Origin of the sequence: Bacillus sp. GbtcB14, from assembly GCF_019091205.1 — a bacterium.
GTDB classification, from domain to species: Bacteria; Bacillota; Bacilli; order Bacillales; family Bacillaceae_G; genus Bacillus_A; species Bacillus_A cereus_AG.
On sequence record NZ_JAGXJT010000006.1, the window covers coordinates 77,333 to 95,319 of the forward strand.

Here is a 17,987-nt window from a genome sequence, read left to right on the forward strand (position 1 = left end):
ACTTTCTATTTTTATTCATACGCTTTTTGTTTATTTGTTACCTTCTTCAAGGAATCCATTACTATACAATAGATTATTGTATTAAGAATAAATCTGAGAGCGTACATCATATTAAGGAACGATTTCAAAAATAGTACCTTTGTTAAAGTCAGTTACTTTCATAGAACCATACACCCCTAAATATAATTTAGTTTGATCTAAGTTTGTTCCTAAACTCATAAAATAAGCTGCTTGCTCACCAAAATCATAATGAGTTTCAATAACTTGAAAATCATTACGTGTCCCATCTATACGAGCTTTAGAACAAGCTAATGCACCCTTTACCGGAGACTGAGATTCCTCTTTCTTAGCAAGATCAGTAAACACGATACTACCCGTTAAACTAGGTATTGCAGTTCCCATATATGGCTGGACTCCTGTAAGTGAAGTTCCTCCAAATTTATCTGGTCTGGAATCTTTATGAAAATAACTAATTAGAGGTTGTATGCGATTCACTGATGTTTCTATAGTTTCATTATAATAAGCCATTGTTCTCTCATCTAAAGTAGGATTCTCAGAACAGTGCCTTATAAAAGAAGTAGGTAATTCTCCTTCCCATCCTCTCCAACCAAAATTAATAAATCCATATTGATCGGGAGTATCTCTCATTAAATGGCTTTGAACAAGTTCGGTAACTCGTATTGGTTTATATTGAACAAAAGAAAAAATAGACTCTACAATATCCTGTCCGACATTTCCGGCATATTTGATATATTGATTATAAAACCTTTGAAATGAAATACCTGTTATATTACGAACGCCTTTTGCAATTACCGTAAGTGTTTCTTGTATAGATAAAGGAAGTTCATTAAAGCGTGTAACTACTGGAGGATTGTTTATGGACGTACTTCTACTTACATCGATTTCAATTATTTTACCCGCTATTTCTAAATCATCCTGACTTAAATTAAATGGATCATAGCCTGAACCGCCATCTCCATTTGTAAAAATCAGTTTTCCAGTCTCAGGTGAAAAGTTTAAGTTATTTACTCCATTATGATTAAAAAACGGCCGTTTTATATTCAGTAATGTTCGTCGCTTTTGAGGTTGACCGTTTGATTGTAAAATCCATTCTTCAATTGTATCAATATGATCATATTGAGTATCTCTTTTTATCCACTTTAAGTTTAAAGTTTTTGGGTCACACGGATTTGGTTTAAATTGTTCTGAAAGCGCACCTGGTCCTTGAGTCCCAGCCATTGAATAATGAAGATAAAATAAGCCATTATGATTAAATTGCGGATGAAACGCTAATCCCAGCAATCCGCGTTCATCATAACCGCTACTAGCAACACCTTCTTCAAATGTGCCTAATTTAATAATTCGGTGACGAATATTTAAAAATGTCTTTATAGTTCGGTCTCCTATGTAAAAAACCTCTCCTAATTGAGTTCCGATAAATAGCCTTTCAGTCGATTCGCCTGGAAGAATGGCTGTTTTTATTACAGTAGGTAAATTTAAGTTATGAACGATGGGCCGTAAACGAACCTTAACTTTTGTCAATTCACTGTACACCCCTTTTTATTCTTTTTAATAGAAGAATATGATTAGAGTAGTTCAATTAGTATCAAAACTATAGACGGGAAAGCGTGATATCCCTGTTCGTACAAGTTTGTTTCCTATTTAGCATCAATTAACTTATATTCCTTTTCATTACATTTTTGATATAATATAAGTATAAAATATAAATTAGGGGGACAATTCATGGCAATCTTACTACAAATCATCGTACCACTTATATGTGCAATATACTTATTTACCCTCTATCGTAATGGAATGTATGGATCAGCTTCATTTCTTTTGGCAGTCATGATAGGGATTTTCGGTTTAGAGAATATCTTTCAATATGCTAGTTTAACAGATCATGCTGTTTATCCGTATTGGGGCAGTTTAAAGGCTGTAATCTTTATTTTATCAATTGTGTTTTTATTCAAAAGAACCCCCACTCCATATAACAATTAACTATAAGGGAAATCGACAGCATTTCGGAGAAAAAACACGTTTAGCAAACTCCAACAAGAAAAAGCAGTTTTTCCCCGTTATGAGTAAACATGTCTATGAACAATAAATTTGTTCTTTAAAAATGAAGAGCCGACATAAAAAACCCTGCATTATTAATGTAGAATAGTGATGTCGGCTCTTTATTCATATTTATTTAAAGCTTTTTTTCGGGAGGGTTATACAATGAGAGCACCATATCAAGTATTGATATTTCCTTATATAATAACTGAAGATTCTATTCAATACGCTATTTTTAACCGAAGTGATTATGGTTATTGGCAAGGAATTGCTGGTGGTGGAGAAGATGTTTATGTAATAAAAGAATTTTCTTTTGGAGTTAAAGTTCCTACAAAAAATATTTCCTTATCCAAAGAACACCTCAATTATAAATGGTTATGCTTTGAGCAAGCAATAATGCTTTTGAAATGGGATAGTAACAAAACAGCATTGTGGGAATTAAACAAAAGGTTATTAAAACAATTAAAGTATTAACTAAGAAAATTAGCTATAAATAAAAAAGACTAGGAGCGAATCCTAATCTTTTTTTGTTATTCAATTGCACCAGCAACGTCATAATCGTTTAAATCTAATTCAATTGTTTGGCCAAGTGCTAATTTAGCAAGTTCTGCTCCTAAATATGGACCGGCAGTTAAACCAGAAGCACCTAATCCATTTGCAACGAGAATACCTTCAAAGTTAGGCAGTGGTCCGATAACAGGTAAGAATCCTGGAGTAAATGGTCTAAATCCAACTCTCGTTTCAAGCATAGCGCTATCTTCTAAACCAGGCGCAACTGATAAAGCTTTATGGAATACTTCATGTAAACCACCTGCTGTTACACGGTGATCGAAACCAGTGTCATTCTCATGTGTTGCACCAATTACGACGTGACCATTGTCAAATGTTAAAATGTATTGATCGTTTGGCGGCATAACAACTGGCATATTTTCTGTTGCTGTATTTTCAATTTGCAAATGAACAATTTGTCCTTTTTGGAATGTAACTAAGAAATTAATTCCTAACGGATTCAAGATTTCATTCGCCCATGCGCCTGCAGTTACAATGACCTTTTCTGCTACAATTGTTTCGTCGTTTACTGTAACTCCAGTAATACGATTACCTTCACGAACTAATACAGCATCTCCTTTTATAAAAGTAGCACCATGTTTTTTCGCAGCACTTATTAATGCGTTACGTAATAATCTTCCATTTACTCGTGCAGCGCCACTAATATGAACAGAACTATATTCTTCTGATAATGCTGGGAATAATTTTTTCGTTTCTTCAGCTGATAAGCGAGTGATTTCACCAATCTCTGGTGCATCTTCACGTCGTTTATAAGCTCTCTCTTCCATTTGATCTAGTTTTTTCTCGTCAGTATGTAAACTAATTGCACCTACACGGTTGTAACCTGTATCCGTTTCACCGTCTTCTTCTAATTGTTGAATTAACGAAGAATAGTAACGTGCACCGCCTTTAACGATTTTATACCACGCTTTATTACGACGCTGTGAAAGCCATGGACATACAATACCAGCCGCTGCATCAGTTGCTTGACCTAATTGTTGGCGATCAACGATAGTAACATTCGCACCTGCTTTAGCAAGATGATAAGCAGTAGACGCTCCTAAAATACCAGCTCCAACTACAATATACGATTTCATTTCAAACACCTTTTCTCTTTTACTAATTATTTAAATATAAGAACATACTTTAGTATACGGAAAGGAATTCTTTTTTCAATGTGCAAAGTGTCATTAATTGTTGCATCATTGTGACGTTCCTAACCATTATTTTTTCTTCTTACGGAATAATTCAATTGTTTTATAGCCTTGTGAAAGAATTTCAATCATTTTCTCAAGACGTTTATCACGTGTTTTTTCTTGTTTTACAGAAAATAAATTACGTGCCCAATCTTTTTGATATCCAGGTGTTAAACTTTGATAAAACGTAAGTTCATTCGGATGATTAGCCAAGAGTGCTTCAACGTCTTTAATACGATCTGCATAATCGGCAACACATTGACTCATAGCAGGCGTTTTCTTCTCTTTTTTCTTTTCACGCTTTAAACCTACAACAGTAAAGACGTCGTCCATACTTACCATTCGTGCAAATTTAATATCACTCTGTCCTACATACCCATCTTCGCCAACGCTTAATGCAGGAAACATTTCATCACGGTGAATAAACGTACTATAACGAGAATTACCTTTTTTCGGATATGCGAAGAATATGTAGCTTTTTTCAGTTAGTAATTCTTCATTACTAATAATATAATTCGTTTGTTTTACCATTTCATCAAGTGTTTCTACAAAAACAAAAATGGCATCGTGATCTTTGGAAAATGCAGTTTCTTTCCCTGTAAAAATGTCATAATCACTTGGTTCATTAATCACGACCATGTTTGTATACTTATTAAGTTTCAATTTATCAATAATTGACATAAAAATCTTCCTTTACATTCAAAATTCATTGTTTATACTTTTTCATACTGTTCTAGTGTATTATATCTATTAAGAAAATCAAACTTTAATAATTGTTTTAAATCAAAATAAATAAAGTAGCCAATTCTAAATAAGAACCGGCTATTTGTTTCATCACAACTCAATAGCAAATAAAGTATATAAAAGCTCTCTATATTGATCTTCTGTAATTTCACGTTTCGCTTTTTCACCATGAACTATTTCAGTGAAACTAGTATTTGTTAAAGAGACATGGCCAGAGTCCGTCAATTTAACTGCAATTGGTCCCTTATTGAAAATAGATTTCTCATCTTCTATTACTCTTCTTTGAACATCATTTACTACTGCCTCGTCAATGATACGATTATAAAATGCATGACAAACTTTCCACTCTCCGTTCGTATCTTTTCTTTCTAGAATGTAATTTCCTTTACTTGACTCTTGTTTTCTCACTCGATACGTACCATTTTTAGAAGAAACAGACTCACCAGTAAAAGGTACAGGGACTAGAGGTACTAAGGAAGCAATACCTACATCAATTAAGTATCGTACGTTATCATAATTTAAAATAATTGTTATATGCCCATCCTCGAGTGCCCAAGTGTTTATATCATTTTTATATACGGTACCTAATGCGAGCTGTACATCATAACCACAATCTTTTAAAAAGTAGTAAAAAAGAGTATTTAACTCATAACAAAGCCCGCCGCGGGAACTAGTTAAAATTTTATCCTGTAAATTTTCTATAGTAATTGCATTCGTATTACGTGATATAACAGCTAAATTCTCAAATGGTATAGTGTATGCAAATGCAAAGAGAATTGTATTTAATTCTTCAAACTTCGCTTCAGTACGCTCTGCAAGATTCAATCTTGTAAAAAGCTTATATTGTAGACTTGTCATAGTCAGCACCCCTTAACATGTATAAGTTAAAATAGTATATGCTGATTGTAAATTTGATGGGGTACTGAAACAATGTACATTTCGTTTAACTGTACCGGTACAAAAAGTCTAGCCCACAAGATTACTTAAGATAAGAAGCTACGAATACAAATTTAATAGTTTGTCTATGGGTAAATTATTATGATCGCTTAAATCAACAAAATACTGAAGCTGCCACATTTGGCTCTTTTTAGCTTGGTTGCTAACAGGGGTTTCCCAGATCGGATAAATCCTCATAGCCATCTTGCCTTTTTGATTTTGTGTTCTCAAGATTTTTTCCTTAAGAAGAATCTCTTTAGGGAAGATAAATTGTCCTAGTTTATTATCATCTATACAAGTGATAACTAATAAGTCAGGAGCAGCGTCATAAGAAAATGCTTGATTTTGCATATTATCATCTTTCTCCCAAAAAGAAACAAATTGCCCAATTTTATTAGGAGTAATTTTTGATACTCTAAAACGGATAGTCTTGCTATTTAAGTGAAACAAACATCCTGCATATTCTGCGTTTTGCTTTTCTTCTTTTAGATTCGTAATCATTAAATTATTTGGTTTGTAAACTATATTGTTTAAATTTCGGATCGTATCATTAAAATTGTTCAAAAAAACTCCCCCTTTATTCATTTCTTAGTTTACCACAAACATCAGTTCTGCTATATCGTATATAATCATGAACTAAGTGAAATGGGGGAATTTAGCAGGATATAATTATTACTTTAATGTACTTAGTTTTTCAATTGCTTGTTGTTCAGTTGGTAAGTAAAAAATGTCTTTCCCTTTATTACATTCATAAATAAAATCTTTTAAGCTTTTACTAGTATACATAGAGAAATCTCCAATGATAGCAATCTTTACCTTGTAGTTTATAAACTTTTGAAGGATATCGCCCGCCAGACATGTTTTTAGATCAAAGAAATCTTCACTTATTAAAGATTTATGGATAATAATATGTTTCGCATCTACCTCATATTGAACTGTTGCCATAGTATCTAATGCAGATTGAACATCGGATATTAATACCTTATCATTTCTAATGACCGCAATATTGATTCCATCGATTACTACTTTTTTTATTTCCATAGTTCCACCCCTTTATAATGTACACTGTATGAGTAAAATTATTTTACAAAACTTCATATTAATCATAGATTAAATTAGCCGCAGCTATTAAAATTGCATCTTTTTTTATTGTAAATGTAAATTTTCATCTTTCTAATACGGTCAATGAAATTTTTGAATATATATGAAATCGATTTTACTTGTTATAAAAATATTGTGGAGTAACATAACTTAACAAACTATCCAAAGTGTTAATCTCGGCATATGGTTGTATTTTGGTAGTATTCTTGATTTTCTGAGGGTTAAACCACACACCTTTTATATTTACATTTTGAGGACCAGCAATATCCTTTTCTAAGTCATCTCCAATAAATAATACATCTTTTTGTTGCACATTAAGCTTATTTAATGCTAGTTCAAATATACGTTTATCCGGTTTGCTAAATCCTACTTCTTCAGAAATAATGATCGTATCAAAGTAATCGTTTAAATTCGTGTTAATTATTTTAGCCCTTTGCCTCTGAGTTGAGCCATTTGTTATAATTCCAACTTCAAAGTGCTTCTTTATATGATGTAAGAAATGAATAGTATTTTTGTCTACTGAAAAACATTTAGGGAAATTATTATTCCAAAAATCTTGGATATAATTGCGTGGCAATCTATACTTCGGCGGAAATTCATCAAACAATGATTCTAAAACTATTGTTTTATCACTCGTGCCGTATTCCCTTTTATCATATTCTTTGAATTTCTGTAACATATTGTTTTTAACTACATCATTAACATCCCCATAACACTTTTCTAAAACAAATAAAAACAATTTATCTACTGCTTTATCCCTATCAAGTAACGTATCATCTAAATCAAACAGCATAGCTTTATAACCCCTCAAATCATTTCACAACCTTTCTAGTATTATGTACATCTCTCCAAGTTCGTACCTTTAAACTTTTGGTTTAGCAAGAGCACTGTTATGTAGTGATTAAAAATTAAACAGAAACTAGACAAAAAATCCAAAGTTTGTGGCACATACTCTAGTGTTACGGTAACTTCTTCTATATTGAAACTCTTTTCCCTCTTCTGGTAAAGAAGCAAAAGTATATTTTCACATAGTTTAAGAAACTGTATATATTTCACATTATTATACATTAGCTTTTCGTAAATATTGATCGTTCAGTTTTTTATACGATAAGTTTTTTCAAGCATACAATTATTTCTCCATAACAAAGTAAATGGAGCTAATACGTTAAACATCCTATGAAGTTTCCTACTGTATCTCCACATAAACTCCAGATAGTACGGCTATAATGACTATCAGAGGTGATATTATGAAAAACTATCATATTCTCGTGGTAGAGGACGATCAAGAAATCCAGGAATTAATTAAACAATTTTTAATGACACAACAGTATACAGTGGTAGTCGCTTCAGATGGCCTAGAGGGTATGACACAATTTAATAAGCAATCATTTGATTTAATTCTTCTAGATGTCATGATGCCTAATCTTAATGGGTTTGAAGTTTCTAAAATGATTCGAAGCCAGTCAAACGTACCAATCATTATGCTAACTGCGTTGGAAGAAGAGGAAGATCAAATGAAAGGATTCGATCTTGGGATCGATGATTATATAACAAAACCCTTTTCATTTCATGTTTTGATTAGACGAGTCGAAGCTGTACTTAGAAGAAGTTATGATAAAAATGGCAATAATCATTTAATATTTAAAGAAGTGCGCATTGATGTTGATGCTTATAGAGTATATGTAAATGACGTTGAAGTTTTGTTAACGACAAAAGAGTTTGAAATTCTACAACTACTATTTCAAAATGAGAGAAAAGTACTTACAAGAGAAAATATCGTAGAAAAAGTTTGGGGATACGATTATTTTGGAGAAACACGAATAATTGATACACATATTAAAAACCTACGTAAAAAACTAGCTATCCCCTACATTAAAACAATAAAGGGTATTGGTTATAAAGTTGATGAATAAAATTTTAAAAATCATGAAGATGAAGCAAATAACTTATAAACTCTTTATGACTACATCACTCATTTTGTTATCCTTTGCAGTATTGATTTATTTAACTCTATACTTCTTTCTCCCTACGTTTTATGAACAATACAAAACAGATCAACTTCAAACAGGGATAAAAGAAATAATTGATAAATCTAAAGATCTTACGTTTCAAGATGCTATCCCACTTTTTGATGAATACGCAAAAAAAAATAATGCGATGCTTTCGCTTCAAAATAAAGAAGGAGTAATTATTTACTCGCCTTCATTTTCTTTTATTCAAAGTGGTACACAAACGACAGTAGTTACTAAAGCCACACGATTTGAGAATGCAGGTACCATTAGTAATTCATATAACGTTACGGAACCAATTCAATTCCAAGATGGTAGTTTAACCCTTGTAGTGTTCGCAACATTTCAACCGATTGATGAGGCTTCGCAGGTATTAGTGCGCTTTCTCCCCTATATTAGTATCATTGTGCTCGTTATTGGTATAGGGAGTGCTTATTTCTATTCCAGGTTTATTACAAAGCCACTTATTTATATTAATGAGGGTGCACAAAAGATGGCAAATTTAGATTTCTCCGAAAAAATTGAGGTTCGCTCTACAGATGAGTTAGGAGAGTTATCTAATAGTTTGAACGACATGTCTATTAACTTACAACAAGCTATGTTCGATTTAAAAAAAGCAAATGAACAATTAAAAAATGATATTGAAAAAGAAAGAGAAATAGAAACAAAACGCAGAGAGTTTTTTGCGATTGTAGCACATGAATTAAAGTCCCCTCTTACTGTAATGAAAGGGTACTTAGAAGGGATGATATACAATATTGGCCCTTATCAAAATCGTGATCAATATTTAAAGAAAAATCATCAAATTATTGAAAGTATGGAACAATTAGTTCGTGAAATTTTAAGCATGTCTAAGTTAGAACAACACATTTTCAAACTAAAAATAGAAGAAGTTAATCTTTCAAAGTTATTAGGTACAATCACAAAAGATCTCGAATTTTTCGCTTCTCAAAAAAGCATCCAAATAATAAAAAAAATTGACTCTGACTTTTCTATTTATACAGATCGTGTTCTTTTTGAAAAAGCATGTAAAAATATTATCCATAATGCGGTTATGTATTCACCACATAATGAAAAGGTCTATATAAAATTAAGTGAGGATACTAAACAAGGTCAATTCAACATGCAAATTATAAATACAGGTGTCAATATTAAAAATGAAGATATACAACAAATTTTCAAACCATTTTATCGAATTGAAAAATCAAGGAATCGAAATACTGGGGGAAGTGGTTTGGGATTATATATTGTTAAACAAATTCTTGAAACACTAGATATGAAGTATTCTATGAAAAATATGGAACATAGTGTTCAATTTTGCATGAGTATTCCATTATCTAAACACCAAAACAAACTCTCCTCTAAATAGGACGAGTTTGTTTATTTTTATAGTAAGCATAGACTTATTAGGAACTAATAGACTGGCTGCTCGTTTTATAACGTGTACTATTTTTTTAATGGCGATCGTCATAAGTAGTGACAACAATTAAGGATCGCCCAATCCACTGTATCCAATTTAAATATTCTCCTTCTACTATAACAGTAAACAAAATGAGATTCCGCTTAGTTACAAATTAGATTCTCTTATTTGAGATGCATTTCATCTATGAAACTGAAAAGGAGGATGAAAAATGTATATTTACCCCCATTTTTCAGATTAATTTGGAACTCTTTTATGATAAGCTGTATGTAAAGATTAAATATAAAGGATGATTCGTATGCAAATAAGACCAAAGGTAAGTGAATATAACCCCTATTATGCAACGTATATCAACTTAGTATCAGACGGAAATATCATACATATTCTAGAACAACAAATGAAGGAAACGAACCTTGTATTAAAGGAAGTTTCTGATAGTGAGGGACTTTTCCAGTATGCTTCTACTAAATGGAGTATAAAAGAAGTAATCGGTCATATAGCAGATACAGAACGTATTATGGCATATCGATTGCTATCTATTGCTCGAGGCGAGACAGCAGAACTTCCAGGCTATAACGATGATATGTATGTTCTTAGAGCTGCTTTTGATAAGCAATCTATGCAAGATCTTCTTGAGAATTTAATAGTTGTTCGCCAATCTACCCTGTATTTACTTAGAAGCTTAGATAAAGAAGCTTGGTTACAAAGAGGAAATGCGAACAATTCTGAAGTTACAGTTCGTGCATTAGCATATATCATTGCGGGTCATGAGCTTCATCATCTTCAAATTATAAAAGAACGTTATCTTGGTTCTGATGCATATCCAGCAAGTATTTATAAAGGGTTAGCGCTTAGAGACATGGACAATTAAACTTCTTTATTTATAAAATTCACCATATAATATATAAGCTATTCCCTTTTATTCTGTACATAATTTTCTTCAGGCTGGTATACTATAAACACAATAGTTCTGGAAAGGTGATGATATTATGTACGAACAACAAAATAATAGGGATAGAGATCAAAAAATGATGTTGTCTATGCAAGGAGTTCCCACAAATAAAATTAACATGAATCAATTACCTAAATGGATTAGAATTTTTGGCTATTGTGCGTTCGGTTGGATGATAGTATTTAGTTTAATTATGATTGTAGGTTTAATTCTGCAATAACTATACAGATACACAGTTAAACGGGACAGTATTTAGATCATATATCTAGGTACAGTCCCGTTTTTTATATGTAATTCATCAATGATACAGGTAACCAATTATAACAAAAAGAACCTGTAGAATATTCTACAAGTTCTTTTTCAAATATTGTTAAAAAAGGAACAACAAACAATCTTAACATTCAATACAGGGAGACCATTTTGATTAGGGCTTGATTTTATTATAAATCAAATATAAGCTTTTGAAAGAAGTTGATTTTGAAAATTATGTGAATTGGAAAACTACGATGTTTATATTAGATTTCATTTACGACCAACTTCTTCTTATTTAAATAGACTGCACGGTCTGATTTTTTAGCAACTTCCTGTGAATGCGTCACAACAATAATGCATTTATTCTCTTTATGTGCAAGTTCTTGAAACAGTTCTATAATATCCATTGCCGTTTCTTCGTCAAGGTTTCCTGTCGGCTCATCAGCAATTAGTAAATCAACATTACAAGATAACGCTCGAGCAATTGCTACACGCTGTTGTTGCCCGCCACTTAGTTGCAGAACATTACGTTTCGCTTCTACTTCTGTAAGCCCTACCTTCTTTAATAATTCTAAAGCCCTTGCCGTTTTATTTTGTACTTTAACACCTGTAATTTCCATTGCGGTTAAGACATTTTGAAGAGCAGTCATATAGGTAATCAAGTTATAAGACTGGAAAATGACAGATACATATTGATTACGATATCGATCCAAACCAATTTTTCTAATATCCTTGCCATTATACAGTACATAACCATTTTTGGGGACATCTAGTCCACAACCTAAGCTTAGAGTTGTGGTTTTACCAGATCCAGATGGCCCTAAAATCGTGTAGAAATGCCCTTTTTGAAAAGAAAAATTAACATTATCTAGTATCGCTACATTTTTCCCATTACTTTCATAATAATAATCCAAATTTTTAAACTGTAAAATCGTTTCCATATTAAGCCTCCTTATTCATCTTTTAAAAGAATTTGTTTTGGGTTTAAGCGTAGAATAGATAATGCCGGAAGAAGCGTTGCTATTATAGCAATAGCTAGTCCAATTCCACCCATTTTCCCTACATCTTCTCCTGTTACACTTACATCAATTTTATCAATTGGATCTTCTTTTTGATTTTGTAGAGTACCACCAGGTCCAGCCATCATTACAGTACCATTTTGCGAGGTGTCTGTTTCTTCGCTTGCTGTAGCAATTTCACTCGAAAGTAAATTATCCCCTATATATTGAGAAACTTTAGCTCCTGTTGTTATGGATAATCCAAATGCTAAAATAGCGACACATACTACTTCTACTACGAACTGTGCCATCAGTTTCCACTTTTTCTCTCCAATAGATAACAGAATCCCCATTTCCTTACGACGTCCTTTAATTGATAGCATAATGATTAATCCTAAAATGATCGCACCTGCAATCGATACAATATAAATAATCATTTGAGAAGTCGAAGAGATATTTTCGATAGGACCAATCAATTGCTTGTACAATGAATCATGCGCATCTAATTTATAATAATTAAAATCAATATTAGATTTTTTTGCTTCTTTTTTAAATGCATCAATGTATTGTGGATCATTCAAGAAATACACGACTTGAACACTACTTATACCTTGATCTATTTCTAATTTTTTCATAGTTGAATGCGGCATATATAGTTTATTAGCTGGGTCCATTATAGGCGGAGCCTGTTGCCCCATTGCTTGCTCATTCGTTTCGTAAATACCGATAATCTCAACATCAAGGGTTTCCTTCTTATCCCCGGATTGCACTTTAATTTTGTCTCCTACTTTCAAATTGTTTAATTCCGCTAATCGTTTTTCCATTAAAGCTACATTCTGATCTTTCATCTGTTCTGTAATTGGTTTTCCATCAATGATTTTACTTTTTCCGTTTTTAAAGCTTTCTTGTAATGCTGTCTTGCGAACTCCCTCAATCATAAAAGAAGCATTCATATCTATTTCTGTACCAGAGCTTGAACCGCCTCGTACAGCCGCCATTCCCACTTTACCTTTTCCTTCTTCTTCTCCTTCTGAAGCTCCTACTAGTTTAAGCCCATCAGAAATTCCGAAAGTATTACCTATGTAATTATAGTCTTTTACATATTTTGACTTTGCTAATTGATCTGTTTCTTTTGTATCGAGTTGCGGCGGATTTGGCATTTCTCCAGTTTCACGAGCTTGTTGACCTAGTTTGTCAAAATCAAGACCTAAAGTAACATCTGCGCCTAATTTTTTTCTTGCTGCATCCGCAGCTTTTTTTGATGCATTTTGGATTGTGAACCCTGAAAGAACCAAATTTGTAACAATCAGAAATACTGCCATCAAAATTAATGATGTTCCTATCCTTTTTTTCATACTGAGAATTGCACGTTTCATAAAATTCATTTTCTCTTACCTCCTTGATAACTTGTATTCTATATATGTTATCTAGAGTCTATATGGAGCTAATCGGTAGTTTATCTAGAGATATAAGGAGTTTATGTGTAGTTATTTATTTAGCTGTTCAAGAAAAATTAGAACACAAATTTAAAAACGTAATCGTTTTTGAAGATTGGTAAGGAGTTATTCCGTTTAAGGAATTTATAGAGTGAAGGTTATAGTTAAGATTAATTTAATGTATGTAACATAAAAATATATTTAATGTATATTTCTTGTATTGAATGAATTCTTTGGGTTAGAAGGTTAGCTAGAACTTGTTCAAGAAACTTTACTGCGGAAGCATTAAATCGTTGGTTAAATCCTTCAGGACTGATAAGAACACCTGTAGATACTTCAAGACAACTACATAATTGCGTGAGTGATGTACTCTTGCTAAAGCTCTCAGAAAAATTTCAGCTTGAGGTTTTTAATCCCTTCTTGTTCTGACATTAAAATGATATCCATGTACTTATCAATTCCTAGAGCGCGGATATTCAGCAGTTGGAATTCATAAATTCAAAGGATTTAGTGTGCAATTTTAATTATGCTTATTAAACTAACGGAGGAAGGCACCTTTGGGTGTCTTTTTTTATAGAACGAAAAAAAGAGATTCCCTTATGAAATTAAGGTTCCTCCTTTTTCCTAGCTACCAATAATAGGACTTTATGTTAACCTTACATGAATATCTGTTCATCACTATTTTTTATGATTTTACTTTTTGATTTAAAGATACCACCATTTTTTTCTCACCTACATACCAATAAACATATTTTTACTATTAGGACCCCAATTCTCTCCCATAAAACCTGACATTCCCTCTAAGTTAACGAAGCACGGAAGCACAGTATACATTACCCCCTGCATTGCATTAACTCTAAATGTTATAACAAATCTCATTTTTGAATTATCAACGGTTGTTATCATTCCCATATCTGGACGTATAGCATTTTCTGCCGTAAGTGCCTCTTTCATTCCTACACTAGCAATACTGGCAGGACCCATATTACTCCTAATCCAATAATTCGAGACATTTGTAGCAGATGCCAAATCCGTTGGTTTATCATAAGTCATTAAAATTTGATTAGGAGAAATTTGTCTAGCCTCAAGAAGTATTGGGTGAGCCACCATTTGGCGAGGATAGTAAGTAAACATATTATTCCTCCATTGTTTTTTGTAATAGATAAATTACCTAGATAATATATGCAGCATTCTGACGCTGGTGCATTATGCGATAGCATCTATTCGCTATCAATCTAAGGTTTGGAAGTCCCTCCTAAACGAAAATTTTCTTCCTCTACAGGTAGTTACTTTGAGTAAGTTAACTCATTTTTTGTTTTGAGGAAATTCAATTTCTTAACTTTATCTTGATAGTAATATGTGCATTATCGCGTATAGAACGGTACCTTTTATAAATCTTCTATCGTAATATTAGCTCCATATTCTTTATAAAAATTTAAAATTGCAGATGAATTCACCCCAAAATCTAATAGATTTTCTGGAAAGTAAATTTCAGAATTCAGAGCCACAATATCAGATGGTTGTAAAATATGCTCTGCTTGGACAGCTGCTCCTAAAGCAGTAAGATGTGTCTGTCCTAACGGATCTGATATGTTCACACATCGTCTATGTAATACACCGGTATCATCATAACCATTAAGGTGGATAACTATGTTATGTGCACTTCCCTTTCCGGGTTTATAGAGAATGTTTTTTCGTAATCTGGTAAATTTTTCTCCGCTAATTATTTTCCAAATTCCTGTATTCACCAGAGAAACCAATCCATATGTTGATAGTTTACTATCAAAAGCAATACGAAAGTTAACTGAAACAGCATGAATTGATCCTGGCAGAGTTACATGATCAGGAGTATCCAAACGATAACATTTTGTTATATAACCGTTGGAAAAGCGGATTTTGATAGGATCTGTCATCGGATAAGCCTGCCGCATTCCCTCACGAGTTTTGACTTCAAACGGAATAGTTAACCGATCCATATATGCTGTTGAATTTGGTCCTGCTTTGTCTTGAAGAGAATATAGTGCGTTAATATCAACTGTAATCTCTTGAAGATCTTTTGAATAAATTTTAGAAAAAAGGGCTGCTGTCCCCCCCATCCACCCCGAAGCTAATACAACAGGGGATTGAACTTCAACATTTTTCAATCGAGCAATAGAACTTTGAAAACGTTCAGTCCAACGAGTAATGTCAACCAATGGAATTCTTTTTTGGACTGCGGATAGAAGTAATCTATCTTGAGGGTCATTAACCGCATTAACAATTAATGTGGGATGATCATTCAAATTTCTTAAAGGATCATCTGTTGTATTGTCCACCTTAACTATTTTTACTCTTTCGGATTCAAAAGGTAACGCCTTCCCTAAAGTTCTTCCTCCTAATCTAATTTCCAAATCAGGATATCGGTCATGTAAAATTTGAGCAATTTGGCTACCCACAACCCCATATCCACCAACAATTAATACGGTTTTCTTGTTCATTTGAAACCTCCATTTTAATTAGCATTAACTCATAAGTTTAAATGATTAAAAACTTAAACGTTTAAACATAAAAAATATTAAAAAAGGGACAAAACGTGCCCCTAAACTATAAATGTGTATCTAATTCTTACATTCATCTTCGACTAAAGAAACAAGTTCTTTTAAAAGTTTTATTGTTTCATTAAATTCAAGACAATAATACATTTCAGTGCCTTTTTTCTGAACTTGAAGCAACCCTGATTGTTTCAAAATTTTTAGATGATGCGATACAGTAGGTCTTGACATAGGAATATGATCTGCAATTTGCGTTACATTCAAGCTATCTTTATCAATTAAAAGTGATACAATTTGCTGACGTGTTGGATCTCCTAGCCCTTGAAAACATGGTCTTAAACTTTCTAAAAGATGCATTACTTTATCATTACAGTTCATTTTACTCACATTTCCTTTTGTTGAAGAATTTAATCATTTAAACACATTATAAATCACACTATTATCTAATGCAATAAATTCATCAATAAACCTTAATTGCTAGTAGAAGTCCACCCCCGTCACTATCAAGCTAATATTTTAAAATGTCCCAAAATGAACATCTTATTATTTTATGGTTATTTATAAGAATTCAACTCATTTTCTTCTTTTTGGGGAACTAGCAATTTTTTAATTTGATGGGCATGGGGTAGTACCAACAAAACGCGAATTTCGTACGCTAAGATTTTTTACCATAAAGATTGTTGATAACTTGTACGTATCAGTAATTAAATAAAAAGAGCATGTATTAAAAAGATGATAATAACATGCTCTAAACTTATCTATTTATTTTAATTTCTTAAAGATGTCTACAAGTAATATTGAAATATCTTATGTGTTAAAAAGTGTTACCTGTGGTAATTCAAAAGACTCGCCCGACCAAAAAATTATTTTGTCACTTGAATGTACTACCCATTCCTTTTCGTCTTCATGGATGCAAATAAGTGCATTGAATGTCTCGGCCCATTCAGCTTCTGGAAAATAGTAATGAGGATGAAAAAGAGCTATACTCAAAATCCCTTTGATTTGTTTTTCGATGGTAAAACATGTTTCTCTATTCTTTCATATTGAGTAAGTAATTGCCTAATAAAAGATAATTTCGGTACTAACCAATAAGAAAATAACGCTGAAACACATCCTATTAAAGCCCCTATTGCAACATCAAAAGGATAATGAACCCCTATCAAAATACGAGAGATCGCTACACAAAATGCAAGTATAAGCCATAACCATCCAGTTTTTTTACGAACAAGCCAAATGAAAAACAAATCGAAAAAAAGAGAATCGTATGGTCACTAGGAAATGAATTATCTATAGCATGATCGACAAGTTTATTCACATCAGGCAATATTGCAAACGGTTGATAATTCAAATGAAATTTCCCTGCTATTTTTCCAATCACCTCAGCAATTACAAACGCAACCATTGCTTGAATAATCATCATTCTACTTTTTCTGGACCCAGTAAACCAATAAGCTACAATAATTAAAGCTAAAATATATACCATATATTCTGCCAAACATACCATGGTTGAGTTTAGGAATGAATATTGTTTACCTAAATCATTAATTGCTCGAAAAATATCAATATTGAATTGAGAAAAAGACATTTCAAATCCCTCCTTTTTAGTAAGGTGTTTTACTGATTGCTATATACTTTCATTACATGAATAGTGTTGGTTATAGTATCCATGTAAAAATATCAACCTCTTATGACACCGTTTTCTTCTTTTTCACTTTAATAAAAAAAGAAAACGGAAAACATCGAACTTTCTTACAAACATTCATGCATTCTTACAGTTTTGTCATTTTCTTGTCATTTTTTAAATA

Annotated in this window: 18 protein-coding genes and 3 pseudogenes; 6 read left to right on the forward strand and 15 right to left on the reverse strand. The window is 32.4% G+C overall.

The window, feature by feature from the left end; genetic code table 11:
- Positions 1–111: 111 nt before the first annotated feature.
- Positions 112–1,542, reverse strand: a complete 1,431-nt coding sequence (locus KVT31_RS18660; protein ID WP_088096550.1) for a PQQ-dependent sugar dehydrogenase — start codon at positions 1,540–1,542, stop codon at positions 112–114.
- A 201-nt stretch (positions 1,543–1,743) separates the two neighbouring features.
- Between KVT31_RS18660 and KVT31_RS18665 the strand changes: the two genes are divergently transcribed.
- Both KVT31_RS18665 and KVT31_RS18670 read left to right on the forward strand, forming a co-directional pair.
- Positions 1,744–2,001 (forward strand): hypothetical protein, encoded by a 258-nt coding sequence (locus KVT31_RS18665; protein ID WP_088096551.1) that lies wholly within the window; start codon positions 1,744–1,746, stop codon positions 1,999–2,001.
- Positions 2,002–2,223: 222 nt separating this feature from the next.
- The gene (locus KVT31_RS18670) at positions 2,224–2,532 is read left to right on the forward strand and encodes an NUDIX hydrolase (RefSeq protein WP_088096552.1); all 309 of its coding nucleotides are present in this window, start codon (positions 2,224–2,226) and stop codon (positions 2,530–2,532) included.
- A gap of 56 nt (positions 2,533–2,588) precedes the next feature.
- Here the strand turns inward: KVT31_RS18670 and KVT31_RS18675 are convergent, their stop codons facing one another.
- The 6 genes from KVT31_RS18675 to KVT31_RS18700 form a co-directional block, all read right to left on the reverse strand.
- On the reverse strand, positions 2,589–3,704 hold the full coding sequence (locus KVT31_RS18675) for an NAD(P)/FAD-dependent oxidoreductase (protein WP_088096553.1): 1,116 nt from the start codon (positions 3,702–3,704) through the stop codon (positions 2,589–2,591).
- Between the two features lie 126 nt (positions 3,705–3,830).
- The gene (locus tag KVT31_RS18680) at positions 3,831–4,484 is read right to left on the reverse strand and encodes a YdeI/OmpD-associated family protein (protein ID WP_088096554.1); all 654 of its coding nucleotides are present in this window, start codon (positions 4,482–4,484) and stop codon (positions 3,831–3,833) included.
- A gap of 153 nt (positions 4,485–4,637) precedes the next feature.
- Positions 4,638–5,405: an arylamine N-acetyltransferase family protein gene (locus KVT31_RS18685; RefSeq protein ID WP_088096555.1), complete on the reverse strand. Its 768-nt coding sequence runs from the start codon at positions 5,403–5,405 to the stop codon at positions 4,638–4,640.
- 138 nt (positions 5,406–5,543) lie between these two features.
- Positions 5,544–6,068, reverse strand: coding sequence for a MepB family protein (locus KVT31_RS18690; RefSeq protein WP_088096556.1), 525 nt, complete (start codon positions 6,066–6,068; stop codon positions 5,544–5,546).
- Between the two features lie 87 nt (positions 6,069–6,155).
- Positions 6,156–6,524 (reverse strand): DUF4180 domain-containing protein, encoded by a 369-nt coding sequence (locus KVT31_RS18695; RefSeq protein WP_088096557.1) that lies wholly within the window; start codon positions 6,522–6,524, stop codon positions 6,156–6,158.
- Positions 6,525–6,699: 175 nt separating this feature from the next.
- A complete protein-coding gene (locus KVT31_RS18700) occupies positions 6,700–7,377 on the reverse strand; it encodes an HAD family hydrolase (RefSeq protein ID WP_140392468.1) in 678 nt (225 codons plus the stop codon).
- 454 nt (positions 7,378–7,831) lie between these two features.
- Between KVT31_RS18700 and KVT31_RS18705 the strand changes: the two genes are divergently transcribed.
- The 4 genes from KVT31_RS18705 (at position 7,832) to KVT31_RS18720 (ending at position 11,185) form a co-directional block, all read left to right on the forward strand.
- Positions 7,832–8,497: a response regulator transcription factor gene (locus tag KVT31_RS18705; protein WP_088096559.1), complete on the forward strand. Its 666-nt coding sequence runs from the start codon at positions 7,832–7,834 to the stop codon at positions 8,495–8,497.
- The gene (locus tag KVT31_RS18710; protein ID WP_088096560.1) at positions 8,490–9,962 is read left to right on the forward strand and encodes a sensor histidine kinase; all 1,473 of its coding nucleotides are present in this window, start codon (positions 8,490–8,492) and stop codon (positions 9,960–9,962) included. The genes KVT31_RS18705 and KVT31_RS18710 overlap by 8 nt, the downstream gene beginning before the upstream one ends.
- Before the next feature lie 349 nt (positions 9,963–10,311).
- A complete protein-coding gene (locus tag KVT31_RS18715) occupies positions 10,312–10,884 on the forward strand; it encodes a DinB family protein (RefSeq protein ID WP_088096561.1) in 573 nt (190 codons plus the stop codon).
- Between the two features lie 118 nt (positions 10,885–11,002).
- Positions 11,003–11,185, forward strand: a complete 183-nt coding sequence (locus KVT31_RS18720; protein WP_088096562.1) for a hypothetical protein — start codon at positions 11,003–11,005, stop codon at positions 11,183–11,185.
- A 295-nt stretch (positions 11,186–11,480) separates the two neighbouring features.
- Here KVT31_RS18720 and KVT31_RS18725 read toward each other — a convergent pair whose 3' ends face one another.
- From KVT31_RS18725 to KVT31_RS18755, 8 genes and pseudogenes are all read right to left on the reverse strand, one after another.
- Entirely contained in the window at positions 11,481–12,158 is a 678-nt protein-coding gene (locus tag KVT31_RS18725) for an ABC transporter ATP-binding protein (protein WP_088096563.1), read from the reverse strand.
- Between the two features lie 11 nt (positions 12,159–12,169).
- A complete protein-coding gene (locus KVT31_RS18730; RefSeq protein WP_088096564.1) occupies positions 12,170–13,600 on the reverse strand; it encodes an ABC transporter permease in 1,431 nt (476 codons plus the stop codon).
- 272 nt (positions 13,601–13,872) lie between these two features.
- A pseudogene (locus KVT31_RS18735) lies at positions 13,873–14,022 on the reverse strand (IS4 family transposase); the annotation flags it as partial.
- Positions 14,019–14,143: pseudogene (locus KVT31_RS30345) on the reverse strand (HAD family hydrolase); the annotation flags it as partial. The pseudogenes KVT31_RS30345 and KVT31_RS18735, both read right to left, overlap by 4 nt.
- A gap of 240 nt (positions 14,144–14,383) precedes the next feature.
- Positions 14,384–14,785, reverse strand: coding sequence for a hypothetical protein (locus KVT31_RS18740; protein WP_088096565.1), 402 nt, complete (start codon positions 14,783–14,785; stop codon positions 14,384–14,386).
- A 254-nt stretch (positions 14,786–15,039) separates the two neighbouring features.
- Positions 15,040–16,128 (reverse strand): saccharopine dehydrogenase family protein, encoded by a 1,089-nt coding sequence (locus KVT31_RS18745; protein WP_088096566.1) that lies wholly within the window; start codon positions 16,126–16,128, stop codon positions 15,040–15,042.
- 120 nt (positions 16,129–16,248) lie between these two features.
- Complete coding sequence (locus KVT31_RS18750) at positions 16,249–16,560, reverse strand: ArsR/SmtB family transcription factor (protein WP_088096567.1); 312 nt, start codon at positions 16,558–16,560, stop codon at positions 16,249–16,251.
- Between the two features lie 608 nt (positions 16,561–17,168).
- Positions 17,169–17,767: pseudogene (locus tag KVT31_RS18755) on the reverse strand (undecaprenyl-diphosphatase).
- Positions 17,768–17,987 lie beyond the last annotated feature (220 nt).

Bases quoted from the DNA above. Each gene is read 5' to 3' on its own strand.
- KVT31_RS18675 (WP_088096553.1), bottom strand. From the start codon at position 3,704: ATGAAATCGTATATTGTAGTTGGAGCTGGTATTTTAGGAGCGTCTACT.
- KVT31_RS18745 (WP_088096566.1), bottom strand. From the start codon at position 16,128: ATGAACAAGAAAACCGTATTAATTGTTGGTGGATATGGGGTTGTGGGT.
- KVT31_RS18725 (WP_088096563.1), bottom strand. From the start codon at position 12,158: ATGGAAACGATTTTACAGTTTAAAAATTTGGATTATTATTATGAAAGT.
- KVT31_RS18720 (WP_088096562.1), top strand. From the start codon at position 11,003: ATGTACGAACAACAAAATAATAGGGATAGAGATCAAAAAATGATGTTG.
- KVT31_RS18740 (WP_088096565.1), bottom strand. From the start codon at position 14,785: ATGTTTACTTACTATCCTCGCCAAATGGTGGCTCACCCAATACTTCTT.
- KVT31_RS18750 (WP_088096567.1), bottom strand. From the start codon at position 16,560: ATGAACTGTAATGATAAAGTAATGCATCTTTTAGAAAGTTTAAGACCA.
- KVT31_RS18700 (WP_140392468.1), bottom strand. From the start codon at position 7,377: ATGCTGTTTGATTTAGATGATACGTTACTTGATAGGGATAAAGCAGTA.
- KVT31_RS18690 (WP_088096556.1), bottom strand. From the start codon at position 6,068: ATGAATAAAGGGGGAGTTTTTTTGAACAATTTTAATGATACGATCCGA.
- KVT31_RS18710 (WP_088096560.1), top strand. From the start codon at position 8,490: ATGAATAAAATTTTAAAAATCATGAAGATGAAGCAAATAACTTATAAA.
- KVT31_RS18705 (WP_088096559.1), top strand. From the start codon at position 7,832: ATGAAAAACTATCATATTCTCGTGGTAGAGGACGATCAAGAAATCCAG.
- KVT31_RS18715 (WP_088096561.1), top strand. From the start codon at position 10,312: ATGCAAATAAGACCAAAGGTAAGTGAATATAACCCCTATTATGCAACG.
- KVT31_RS18730 (WP_088096564.1), bottom strand. From the start codon at position 13,600: ATGAATTTTATGAAACGTGCAATTCTCAGTATGAAAAAAAGGATAGGA.
- KVT31_RS18680 (WP_088096554.1), bottom strand. From the start codon at position 4,484: ATGTCAATTATTGATAAATTGAAACTTAATAAGTATACAAACATGGTC.
- KVT31_RS18670 (WP_088096552.1), top strand. From the start codon at position 2,224: ATGAGAGCACCATATCAAGTATTGATATTTCCTTATATAATAACTGAA.
- KVT31_RS18665 (WP_088096551.1), top strand. From the start codon at position 1,744: ATGGCAATCTTACTACAAATCATCGTACCACTTATATGTGCAATATAC.
- KVT31_RS18685 (WP_088096555.1), bottom strand. From the start codon at position 5,405: ATGACAAGTCTACAATATAAGCTTTTTACAAGATTGAATCTTGCAGAG.
- KVT31_RS18695 (WP_088096557.1), bottom strand. From the start codon at position 6,524: ATGGAAATAAAAAAAGTAGTAATCGATGGAATCAATATTGCGGTCATT.